General features: G+C 38.4%; 10 protein-coding genes. 3 read left to right on the forward strand and 7 right to left on the reverse strand.

The features are described 5' to 3' along the window. Nucleotides 1–41: 41 nt before the first annotated feature. Complete coding sequence (locus IWC72_RS02410) at nucleotides 42–1,319, forward strand: replication-associated recombination protein A (RefSeq protein WP_194524662.1); 1,278 nt, start codon at nucleotides 42–44, stop codon at nucleotides 1,317–1,319. Here the strand turns inward: IWC72_RS02410 and IWC72_RS02415 are convergent. From IWC72_RS02415 to IWC72_RS02445, 7 genes are all read right to left on the reverse strand, one after another. Continuing rightward, entirely contained in the window at nucleotides 1,316–2,158 is an 843-nt protein-coding gene (locus tag IWC72_RS02415; RefSeq protein ID WP_194524663.1) for a hypothetical protein, read from the reverse strand. The genes IWC72_RS02410 and IWC72_RS02415 overlap by 4 nt on opposite strands. 114 nt (nucleotides 2,159–2,272) lie before the next feature. Continuing rightward, entirely contained in the window at nucleotides 2,273–3,703 is a 1,431-nt protein-coding gene (locus tag IWC72_RS02420; protein WP_194524664.1) for a DUF5723 family protein, read from the reverse strand. Then, nucleotides 3,700–4,212, reverse strand: coding sequence for a hypothetical protein (locus IWC72_RS02425; RefSeq protein WP_226979467.1), 513 nt, complete (start codon nucleotides 4,210–4,212; stop codon nucleotides 3,700–3,702). The genes IWC72_RS02420 and IWC72_RS02425 overlap by 4 nt, the downstream gene beginning before the upstream one ends. 91 nt (nucleotides 4,213–4,303) lie before the next feature. After that, entirely contained in the window at nucleotides 4,304–4,993 is a 690-nt protein-coding gene (locus IWC72_RS02430; protein WP_194528706.1) for a YjjG family noncanonical pyrimidine nucleotidase, read from the reverse strand. Continuing rightward, nucleotides 4,986–6,281, reverse strand: coding sequence for a polysaccharide deacetylase family protein (locus tag IWC72_RS02435; RefSeq protein ID WP_194528707.1), 1,296 nt, complete (start codon nucleotides 6,279–6,281; stop codon nucleotides 4,986–4,988). The genes IWC72_RS02430 and IWC72_RS02435 overlap by 8 nt, the downstream gene beginning before the upstream one ends. Before the next feature lie 78 nt (nucleotides 6,282–6,359). Then, nucleotides 6,360–7,058, reverse strand: coding sequence for a RadC family protein (gene radC, locus IWC72_RS02440; protein ID WP_194528708.1), 699 nt, complete (start codon nucleotides 7,056–7,058; stop codon nucleotides 6,360–6,362). 110 nt (nucleotides 7,059–7,168) lie between these two features. After that, the gene (locus IWC72_RS02445) at nucleotides 7,169–8,527 is read right to left on the reverse strand and encodes a UDP-N-acetylmuramate--L-alanine ligase (RefSeq protein ID WP_194528709.1); all 1,359 of its coding nucleotides are present in this window, start codon (nucleotides 8,525–8,527) and stop codon (nucleotides 7,169–7,171) included. A gap of 259 nt (nucleotides 8,528–8,786) precedes the next feature. Between IWC72_RS02445 and IWC72_RS02450 the strand changes: the two genes are divergently transcribed. Continuing rightward, nucleotides 8,787–11,669 (forward strand): gliding motility-associated C-terminal domain-containing protein, encoded by a 2,883-nt coding sequence (locus IWC72_RS02450; protein WP_194528710.1) that lies wholly within the window; start codon nucleotides 8,787–8,789, stop codon nucleotides 11,667–11,669. A gap of 3 nt (nucleotides 11,670–11,672) precedes the next feature. Continuing rightward, nucleotides 11,673–12,611, forward strand: a complete 939-nt coding sequence (locus tag IWC72_RS02455) for a PorP/SprF family type IX secretion system membrane protein (protein WP_194528711.1) — start codon at nucleotides 11,673–11,675, stop codon at nucleotides 12,609–12,611.

Genomic DNA, 12,611 nt, shown 5'->3' on the forward strand with positions numbered 1-12,611 from the left:
ATAGAAACCATCTTCTGCCAACTTTATTATACTTTTGTGTCATGAACGAACCTTTAGCGGAACGAATTCGCCCTAAAACTTTAGAAGACTATATTAGCCAGAACCATTTGGTAGGTAAAGAAGGCTCTTTAACCAACCAGATTAAAAGGGGCATTATTCCCTCCCTTATTCTGTGGGGGCCTCCTGGAACGGGTAAAACCACTTTGGCGAATATAATCGCAACCGAGAGTGAGCGTCCGTTCTATGTATTGAGTGCTATTAACAGCGGAGTTAAAGATATTCGTGAGGTCATAGAAAAGGCAAAGAAAAGTGGAGGGCTATTCACCGCAAAAAATCCGATTTTATTTATTGATGAAATACATCGTTTTAGCAAATCACAACAAGATTCGCTTTTAGCAGCTGTTGAGAAGGGTTGGGTTACCTTAATCGGCGCCACTACAGAAAACCCAAGTTTTGAGGTAATTCCTGCACTCCTATCACGTTGTCAAGTTTATATTCTGAATGCTTTTGGAAAGGATGATTTAGAGAACCTTCTTAAAAGAGCCATTAAAGAGGATAAATACCTGAAATCAAAAAAAATAGATTTAAAAGAGACCGAAGCGCTTATGCGACTCTCCGGTGGCGATGGGAGAAAATTACTGAATATTTTTGAGCTGGTTGTAAACTCCGAACCTGGAGATACTATAGAAATTACGGATAAGCTTGTTATGAGCAAGGTTCAAAAAAACACAGTCCTTTATGATAAAACAGGGGAGCAGCATTACGATATTGTCTCTGCCTTTATAAAGTCTATCCGCGGAAGCGACCCAAATGGTGCCGTTTACTGGCTAGCAAGAATGATCGAAGGTGGAGAAGATATAAAATTCATTGCCCGTAGGCTTCTTATTTCAGCTTCCGAAGATATTGGCCTTGCCAACCCTACCGCATTGGTTATAGCAAATAATGCTTTCCAAGCTGTTACCACAATAGGATATCCCGAGGCCAGTATAATTCTCAGTCAGTGTGCTGTTTACTTAGCTACATCTCCAAAAAGTAATGCCAGTTATATGGCCATTAAAAAGGCGCAACAAAAAGTTAGGGAAACCGGAGATCTCTCCGTACCCCTGCCCTTGCGGAACGCTCCTACCAAATTAATGAAAGACCTTGGATATGGGGCAGAATACCAATATGCCCATGACTACGAGAATAACTTTGTGAATGCAGAATTCCTTCCTGAAGAATTATCTGGGACTCCATTTTATGAGCCCGGCAACAATTCGCGTGAAAATGCCATCAAGGAATTTTTAAAAAATAGATGGAAAGGCAAGTATGACCATTAAAACTTTACCGTCAATTCTTCCGTCTTAAGTTCTCCGTCCACGTATTGCTCAAAAAACCATTTTTCGCCTTGCTTAAAAACGACTCCATTTTTAGCTTCGCCTTCGGCTAAAAAGTAATTTGGTAATGAGGTTTTGAATATTTTGAGTTGAATTTTTGGCGTACTATCTACCAATTGAAATCCGTTAGGAATTTCTTGGGCATATAACGTACCCAAAGCAGATTTTTCCGCATTGATTACAACACTAGATACAGCTGGTGCCTGAACAGAACTCTTTAAACTAGAAGGCTTAGGTCTGTTATCTTTGTAACTTTGATTTTCTCTTGTAGCTTCTTGCTGAACCATGGGCTGCTTGTTTTTTGGCTCATACGACTGGGGCTTTTCTTCAATCTGCTTTACATCATTTTTCATACTTACGGTCACTGGCTCAGTTTTATCAGCCTTACCATTATAGCTGTAACTGATAGTATTAAATGACTTAAAGGCATTTCTCAATGATTCCCCGTAGGCTAACTTATAATCCTTTTCCTTGCTCTTACCTATAGGAGTTGCAAAGACTTCTTGTCCGTTACAATTCTCTAAAACAATACCCGTTTTAGTAGAAAACATTGATGAATCATCAACAAGGTTTGCCGTTAAACCTAAACACCTATTATTGTTCAATTCATTGGGCAGTTCGTCTTCATAAACCGTTTGGAACCCTTCTTCAGTAAAAAGATACTTTACCAAAGTGCTTGTCTGATATTGATTTACTTTTTTGAACCCATCAAACTTTTTAGGGACGATAATGTACTTGTAATCATTTAGCTGTTCTTGAGCCATACCAACTAGGCTTACCATGAAAAAACAGGTTAGGAATATATGCTTCACAATCTTTAGATTTAATATTTGCAAATAGGAAGATGAAAAAAGCGTACCAAACCTTGAAGTTGCTCATTAATTGGCAATACTATATCATTTCTTGCCCCAAGATATGATATTTAATCCTAACTGAAAAGAAGCATAATTACTATCTGCCAAATTGCCGTACGATAACAAATTATCGGCCATAGCATAAATATTTACTGGTCCTGCTTGTAGAGAAAGGCCCAGACCCACATTTGAATAAGAGAACTTATCGATGGTATAGGTTGTTTTAATAGTCATAAAGTTACCAAATCGTCTTTGATAAAACCCGGTTAAGGCCATTTGGGGACCTCTAGGCCTATTTATAACATACAATTGCCCACCAACACTGTTTACGTATTTAGCCCGCGCACGGTTGCTGGAGGCATTAACGCCACAAGCACAGTTTGCCCTGTTATCTACATGCTCGCCAAAATTGTAACGTAAGGAACCATATAATTTAGTAGGTCTAAAGGCTATATAACTATCCGTATTGTCATCAAACGGAACAAAACCTTCTACATCATCAACCAGATTTTGCCAAAAATCCGCATTGGGATCAGCAGCTGCGTCGGGTAAAATAATTTCAATTCCTTCTATTGTAGCTTTTCCGTTTAGCGTGTAATTTTTAATGTCTTTTGAATGGTATATAAAGCCTAAATCCAAAAGACTACCAGTAAGGACCATTTGATCGCTCAACTGATAGGTAAACCCTAGATCAACTCCTACTCCAAGATTCCCGCCAAAAAAAGCTCTTTTTGTAATGGTACTACCCACCGTGCCGTCATCAACGGCATCTTTTAATCCGTTAAGTCCTGACGTACGCAATTGCATGTCGGCCTCCACCGTACTGGAATAAATATTGTTTACGCCTTCTTTGGTAATAAAAGTTCCTTTATTTTTTGTTGAATTGAAATCGAAAATACTGGAATACAATTTTCCCCTTATCCCTATGGTAAGCTCATTATCAATTTTTTTATTTAAACCGATGTGAAATACGTTCATTAACTCACCTCTGGTCTTCAGATGGCTCAAATCAAAAGGTTGGTTAAGTTTGTCCGCATTTCCTTCAAAGGCTAAAATGGCATAATCTTGAAACCAATAGCCAATAGCATCACCTTCAATATACATTCCTGCAGTGTAGAAATTATCCGGGTTTTTTCCACGGAAACCAAAGTTTAGAAATTCTATTTGAAAAGTACCGCTCATCTCATCGCGCGCATTCATTCCAAAAATGGCGCGCTCTCTTATTTTATCATTGATATCTAGTCCGTCACTAGCAAAAATATCGTTCACGGAGAGTCCGCTAGAACCTGCTTGAAGTGACAATCCAGACAATAAGGGCACCCCTGCATACCATTGAAAATCTGTATCTACACCTGGGTTAACCATGGCAGATTGAGGAATCTCAACAAAATCATATAGCAGCTGCTTATTTTGCCCGAACATGGCTAGGCACGTCCAAAAAAGGACTAAAGAAAGTAGGTTGGAGAATCTCATTCTATTTCGACTCTGAATTTTCCGCTGGATTTTAAAACAATTTTTGAATCGGGCTCACTAGAAGTACTTGTAGTATCACCCAAATTGTTAGCCGTTACACGTATGCTTGAAGTATTCTTGATAATGTCTATACTTCTACCGGAACTCCCGTAAGCTATATCTCTCTGGAGCATAGCCATAGGAGTAGGTTCTACAAGAATAACCTCTGTATCCAATACATTGCCACCTGCATCAAGTAATTCTATACTAACTTCCAGTTCTTTACTACTTGTGTTTTCAACGATGTAGGTTATAGTACCATCCAGAACCCGATTAGCAAAAACGTCTGAACTAAAAGCATCGAAATTAAAATTTTCAGAAAAAACATTAACCCCAGTTGTAGCATTGACCAACGACTCCGGCGTTTCTACATAAAGAATACTGGCCTCATAAGTTGGGGTAAGCCCAATCTCATCATACTGATTAAAATCCTGTTCCTCAATACATGACAAAAGTGTGAGGGAAGACAAAACGCAGAGTAAAGTGTATTTAAAAAATCTTATCATGGCAAAACCAAATATTCGCGTTAGTAAACGCAATTGTGGTGTTACCTATATAACTCTATAAAAAGGTTTTTATTTCGTGCAAATCCTCAATGATTTCACAAAAATCGTGCTTAGGCTCTTTATGTGTATTAAAATGTAATACGTTATAGCCCACAGCTTGGGCACCTAGTATATCGGCCTCTAGATTATCACCTATCATTAATGAGGTTTCCGCCCTGGTATTTGCTTTGTTTAAAGCCAAATTAAAAATATAAGGGTCAGGTTTTTTCACACCTGCCATTTCAGAATCTATAACCTGATCGAAATAATCGTGTATTTTAGAATTTTTTAGCTTTTTACCTTGAACCTCTTGAAATCCGTTGGTAATGATATGGAGTTTATATTTTGGTTTGAGATAATCAAGAATTGCAATCGTATTGGGGAATAAGTGATTGAACGAAGAAAGATGCGCAATATAATCGTCCGATAAGGTGTTGATGACCTCATCCGAAACCATATATTTTAAATCATCAAAGACCGTTTTCAAGCGTTGATACCTTAAGGCTTCTTTGGTAATCTTACCTTCCCTATACAACTTCCAAAAAGCAAAATTTGCGGGCGTGTACACCTGTAAAAAGTCAGGAAGCTCCACCTCTATCCGGTTCTTCTGAAAAATCTTCCCAAAAGTAAGTGCAGAATTCCGTTCAAAATCCCAAAGGGTATGGTCTAAATCAAAAAAAACATCGGTAACTATATCCTTAAACATGGCATTGCTTTAAAACGGTTTCATACAATTTCATCCAATCTATCTTTTCGTCACCACCTAATAATTCATTTGAAAAAACAGAAACGAACTCGCCATTTACAGCTTTTATAGCCTCAGCAATAGCCAAAACCTGACCCATTACCACATCCTCATTTACGGCACTTACAAAGGTATAATCATGAAAGGCGAACGAGTGTATCCTTATAGGCTGCTGCACTTCTAAATTGATATCATAAAAATAAAACGGGGTGCACGTACTGGCGCGAAAACCAACTTCATGTGTGTAACCCATAGTATAATCGTCTACGAACTCGGCATCTACCAAATTTCTGTAGGTATGTGGTAAATCTACCCTGTTGTAACGTAATCTAGAGGAATTTATAGGTCTATTGATAACCCCGGTCAGCTTTTTCTTTTCTTTTTTCAATAGTTCGTTATCATTGAACGAACTATACGATGCCGCTAGTGCAACTTTAGAATAATCTGCAATTGATTTTATGAGATAACGAAACTTATTATTATTTGGGGAAACATTTTTATCATAAGTTGAGTAATCTGCAAACTGAAAAAAGAATACACTTTTGGTTTTAAACTTTCTATGTAGATCGATTAAAAAAGTGAAATTATTGTACGGGTCTTCATCCGGATTAAACCACACCTTAAAACGTTGCCCTACTCTTTTAAATTTTAACGTACCCAGATCATAAAAAAAACCGGCCACATTCCTGACGACACCCCTATAAGCAAAGCAATGTGATGTGGTTACATCTATAGCTGAAACATAACGGTATTTCTTGGGTTTATATTCTAGATCAGGAAACTTGATTTTAAGCTCATCCAGTAACCTATACCCCCAAATATCTACAACCGGTAACTTAAGAAATTTGTTTCTATAGGCGATGCTATCCTTAACGGGAAAACGATCATGTATATCCTTTACATGAGGTAAGTACTCCTCGTATCTACTTAACAAATAAAAACTGGCAGAAAATATATCAAAAGGTAGAGTGCTTCGCTCGCCCGTTCTAAAAAAACAAGGAACACCATTCCAATCATGAACCGTTATCTGTAAATCATTTATACCTTGTTCAAAAAGAAGGTCGTTGCTACGAACAAAGAATTCGTTCTGCAAAGGTTGTTTTGTATACGTAATCTTAGCACCTGAATGCTTAATAAAATCTTCGACTTTAGTAGTAAAAGAAACTTCAATACCCAATATACGTGTAAAGACCTGCTTCATGGTATACCTGAAACGCGGTGTAATTTTATGGGTGTAAATAAGTAACATAATCTGCTAAGAATTCAATTTTTAACTTCTGTCCAGAGATATCTTTTTAAAATGTCTAAAATACCTCAGACAACAAAGTTAAAGAATACCTTCATCAGCAAAACTATAATAATCCTTTTGGGTAATTATCAAATGATCTAAAACTTTTATATCTAATGCAGCTGCGGCCCTTTTCAATTTCTGCGTCACCTTACGGTCTTCCTCGCTTGGTCTTAACGTTCCAGAAGGGTGATTATGCGACAGGATTAACCCAACTGCTCCTTGCTCAAGTGCCTGCCGCATTACGATGCGAACATCTACTAAAGTTCCTGTCAACCCACCTTTACTCAGTTGTGCACTGTGCAGCACTTTATTGGCATTGCTTAAATAAAGAATCCAAAACTCTTCATGATCCAACTCTCCAATACGGGGTTGTAACAAATCAAAAGCATCTCTACTACTATTTATTTTGCTTTTTTTTTGGGCTTCTTCACCACGTCTTCTTCTGCCCATCTCTAAGGCAGCGGCAATGGTTACTGATTTAGCTTCCCCGATACCTTTAAAAGCCATCAGTTGTTTAATGGAAAGCTTACCTAATTCATTTAGGTTGTTATTGACCGAAGCTAAAATACGTTTTGCGAGTTCAACAGCACTCTCATTTCTACTACCCGAACCAATAAGAATTGCTATGAGTTCAGCATCAGATAGTACCGACCTCCCTTTATGAACTAATTTTTCTCGCGGTTTATCATCGTCCGACCAATTTTTAATTGAAAACGAGGTTGATTTTTCATGCATGTCATAAATATAGTAAACTCTATTATGAACAAGTTCTATGACCGATGAAATAAGCAAACCACTCGCCAAGAGCCATTTGAATGTATCCTTACCTCTACCCTAATATTCTATTACAAAGAAAATTTCTCTTTTAATTGAATCAGATCCAAACCACCGTAATTACCGGAACTCATTAGAAGTAAAACGGCATTATCATAATCCTGACTAAAAACAAAGTCCCTAAAACTAGCTGCGTTGGTGTAAATCTTAAGGTCGTTACGTTCAAAAGCTTCTAAAATTTGCTCAGGTGTAACTTCTTTCAATTTTTTAATGGCCACAGATTCAGGTAAATAGAAAATTACCGCTTCGTCCGCTGCATCTAAAGCACCCTTGTATTCTTTTAAAAATTCAGGATTAAAACTACTATACGTGTGTAGTTCTAAACAGGCTATTAGTTTACGGTTTTCATATTGCTCTTTTACCGCTTTTGTTGTTGCAGCCACTTTACTTGGAGAATGCGCAAAGTCTTTATAAGCAACTGAAGATTTCCCTTCTGCAATTTTCTCCAATCGTTTAGAAGCTCCTGAAAATGTTGCTATAGCTTCATAGAAGTCATCCTCATCTACACCCATATTTTGGCAAATCCATTTGGCACCAGCTAAATTGCTCAAATTATGTTTTCCAAAAACCTCAATAGGCATTGGTCCTTCAGGGGTTTCTAAAAGCGTGGTTCCGTCTTCAATAGTATACTCAGGCGTTGTATACGGCAATTTACGAATCGTATTTTCAGATACCTCTACCACCTTTTTAACTTCAGGGTCTTCTTGGTTATAGGTTATGCTTCCCCCCTTAACAATACTATCAACAAAAATCTGAAACTGCTCTACATAATTTTCAAAAGTCGGAAACACATTAATATGGTCCCAAGCAATTCCACTTAACAGCCCTATATTAGGTTTATATAAATGAAACTTAGGTCTACGGTCTATAGGAGACGACAAGTATTCATCCCCTTCCAAAATCATAAAATCATTATGATCTGTCAAATGCACCATACGTTCAAAACCTTCTAATTGGGCACCCACCATAAAATCTACCTCTCTATCATGATAGTTCAACACATGAAGAATCATAGATGTTATTGTGGTTTTACCATGGCTACCGCCAATAACCACTCGGGTTTTATCTTTTGCTTGCTCATAGAGAAATTCGGGGTATGAATATATTTTCAAACCGAGTTCTTGAGCTTTTAATAACTCTGGGTTATCCTCTTTCGCGTGCATGCCAAGAATAACAGCATCTAAACTTTCATGTATCTTTTCCGGAAACCAACCGAAACTTTCAGGTAGAAGTCCTTTGTCTTTCAACCTAGTTTTAGAAGGTTCAAAAATAACATCGTCACTTCCTGTTACGACATCACCTTTATGAGCTAAGGCCAAAGCTAAATTGTGCATGGCACTACCACCAATTGCAATAAAATGAATCTGCATAAACGCTGTATTTGGCACAAATATAGGCATTGATTTCTCGATAAAAAACATCAAAATCGACTACAATTCATCCAATAAAAAAATCCACCAAAGATTTAAAAACATCGACAAAATGCACACTTTTCAATAAGCCTTGCTACGTATTTAGTAAGATTCACCTTTCAAATACTGCCTTTGACAACATTTATTCACTTGCGCTTAATGACCAACTTACATTTGCTCTGAACAATATGCACATTGCTTCCCCTAACAATGAAAAATGACTGACCAGACTTACATAAGAACCATCTTACAATTGGTTTTGCCTTTTTGTTTGATTCTCTTTTCTGTAGACTCGTTCGCACAGTGTGCTGGTTCCGATAATTCGGTAACCATATGTGAGAAAGATTCCGATGAGGCAAACAAAACTTTTGACCTATTTGCAGAATTAGGCGGAACACCTCTACCCGGAGGCACATGGTCCACTAATGACCCCGCTAACTTTTATGCACTTGACCGAGATACCGGTATTGTAAACCTGTGGGAAGTTAAAAACTCAGGTTTACACGAGTTTACCTACACAAACACCTGTGGCTCCGAGGAATCTGCCGTTGTAACCATTACATTGGGCGGATACCCTGGAGAAGACAATATAGATGGTTCTGCAGATGCCTGTGGGGATGACCCCTCAGTAAATCTACATGGTTTTATTGGAGATGAAACAGAAGGGAAATTTCAAGATTTCAATGGTACCTGGGATGCTATTACACCTGAAGCAGCACCGTATTTGGCTTTAAACTTTTTTGATGCTGAATCTGCCGGACCAGGAACATATGAATTTACCCATACTGTACCTGTTGTAGGTTCTTGCCCTAGTAGACAAGTAACCTTGTTACTTGAAGTTCAAAGGCCTGCCAATTCAGGTATTGCTTCTAGTTTAACAGTCTGTACTACTGATGATTTATCTAGTTATACTGATTATGACTTAAACGATTTATTAGAAGATGAAGATATAAACGGTACTTGGTCAGAAGGTGCTGATACCGACCAACTCTCCGACCTTACTGACCATAACATAGATATTGAGGCAATTAGAGACCGCCATACCTATGGCTCCTTCTCTTTTACTTATACCGTCTATCCATCACATGCGGTCTGTGACATTCATAGAACTACTGTTGAAATTAGTATTCTACCCACTTTGCGGGGTACAATGACCGCTCCTAATTTTTGTATAGACCCGGATAAATACCTAATTGAAATAAGCGATTATGAAGATACATTGATTCCACCCGGCGCTTATTCCGTATCATACCAATTGGATTCTTCGAGCGGAAATTCAGGAGAAACTACCTCACTAATTCTTAACCCAGACCGTACTGGTTCATTTGAAATTGACGCCAACTTGGTTCAAAAAAACGTAACCACAACATTATCCATAACTTCATTAGGAGAAGAGGTTTGTGCCGATATTCAGGTATCTCCAATTCAGTTTATTGTTACAGACCCTCTAGCCAACGTAACGGACACCTGTGAGGGCGAAGATATTTCAGTAAGCCTAATCGACATTTTTGACCCCTCTTTTACCCGTGCAAACGGCACCTACGATGTTAATTATACCATTACCGCACCTAGCGGAACGGAAACTGCTCACATTGCCAGTGCCATTACATTCACTTCCGGCAGTGCAAATTTCACTATCCCTACTTCCCAAATTACGGAAACCGGAGAATACGATTTTGATTTTGAAGTGGATAATGGATTCCCAATGGAATGTTCTATTTCAGATACTGCGATAATTACTGCTATACCAGAAGCTATTCAATTAGATGTCTTGGTAGATAATTCATGCAACGCTACTGGTATAGATGTTTTGGTAACAGCTCCCATCCTTTCCGATGGCACTTATATTGTGACTTATGAAGTTGTTTCTCAAGAAACCAATACTGTATTAATTGATAATACTATAAGTAACACCGGTGGCACTGCAGATTTTCAAATTGACGTGGCTACGCTAGAACAAGGCAATTATACGGTTACCGTAAAAAGTACACAAAATGACACCACGCCTTGTAGAACAATTTTCGATTTCGAGGTGAATGAAAATTTTGCCATTGAGGGTGTTCCTGCACTTCCAGAAGCAGAACCGGTGCAGACTATTTGCCTTGCAGAATTTACTTCTTCATTACCTACTTTACAAGATATTGAAGTGAGTGCCAATGGTCAGGTGATGTTTTATGACACGGCAACAGATATGGATATTCTTCCTATTGACACAGAGCTTGTGGATGGGGAAGATTATTTTATATCTAATATAGACCCCAATAACAATTGCGAAGGTTCAGATAGAATTCAGGTTTCCATTATCCTCTCAGACCCTGAAATGCCCATGCTATTTGTTGGAAATCCTACATTTTGTGCTTCAGAAAACCCCGTAGTAGATAATTTGAATGCCAGCGTAGCTAGTAGCAATGCCATAGTGTGGTATGAAACTGAAACAGGAGGAACGGCCTTAGATACGAATACCGGTTTGATTGACGGAAAAAGCTATTATGCCGCAACAGAAGTTGATGGAAAATGCCAAAGTTCCTTACGGACCGAAGTGATCCCGACAGTTTATCAATTAGAACCGGCTAGTTTAGCATTTACCACATTGGCACTTTGCGGATTGGACGAACCTACAATAGAAAATTTAAGCGATGCCAAAACCGATTCTTCATACGATGTGCTGTGGTATGACACTCCCGCGAACGGCATTCCACTTGAAGAAGATGTTCTTTTAATTTCGGGAACCACGTATTATGCGGAAAGTTTCAATCCGGATACAGGTTGTATGAATCCTGAGCGAATAGCCATTACCATTGACCTTACCAATTGTGAACCTGAAGAATACGGATTCTTTATTCCCGATGGATTTTCGCCTAACGGAGATGGTAAAAACGATATGTTCTTCATTCCCAATATTGAGATTATATTTCCTGAATTCACTTTAGAAATTTTAAACCGATACGGTACTTCCCTCTTTAAAGGAGACAGAAGCAGCCCGGCCTGGAACGGAAAAAACGGAAGCGGCACAGCCCCTAATGGCGTGTACTTCTACATTCTAGATTATAATAAAGAAGGTCATAACCCGGTACAGGGCAGATTGTACCTTAACCGCTAAACCATGAAAGAAATAAAACTATATTTTATTTTTCTGATGTTCGTGTGTGCTGCGGCCCATGGGCAACAAGACCCCCAATACACACAGTACATGTACAACATGAGCGTTGTGAACCCTGCATATACCACCAATGAGGTGGGTATGCTCAACTTTGGCGGATTGTACCGCTCTCAATGGAAAAATGCCGTAGGAAGTCCCAAAACACTTACCTTTTTTACACATGTTCCCATGAGTGATAAAGTGGAAGTAGGTCTATCTTTTATTACGGATGAAATTGGAGATGGTGCTTTAAAGGAAAATAATATCTATGCAGATTTTGCATACATTTTAAAATTAGATGACAAGAGTAACCTTTCATTAGGGCTAAAAGGTGGCTTCACCACTTTTGAGACCAATTTTGACGGCTTTATGCTTCCTGAGTTTCAAGACGACCCTGCTTTTAACGAAAATATAAACAGTACATTTCCAAATGTGGGTATTGGTGCTTTTTACCACAGACAGAATTTTTATGCCGGCATTTCTGCTCCCAACCTGTTAACCACAAAGCATATTGAAAACAAGGATGGAATTAATCGTATCGGCTCAGAAAATATTCACTTTTTCCTTACTTCGGGTTACGTGTATGAATTAAATCCCGATTTAAAACTTAAACCTTCGGCATTGGCAAAAATTGTAGAGGGATCTCCTTTAACTGTGGATGTTTCGCTGAACGCCCTTTTTCTAAATCGATTTGAAGGGGGATTGTCATACCGCTTGGAAGACTCCGTGAGTGCCATGTTCAACATTGCCGCCACACCTGCTTTGCGTATTGGTTATGCTTATGATTATACCTTATCGAACCTCAGCACCTACAGTTCTGGTTCTCATGAAATATTTGTTCTTTTTAATCTCGATTTACTGGGCCTCGGCAAAGGATACGACAAATCACCTAGATTCTACTAA

The organism is Zobellia roscoffensis (assembly GCF_015330165.1).
GTDB lineage: Bacteria > Bacteroidota > Bacteroidia > Flavobacteriales > Flavobacteriaceae > Zobellia > Zobellia roscoffensis.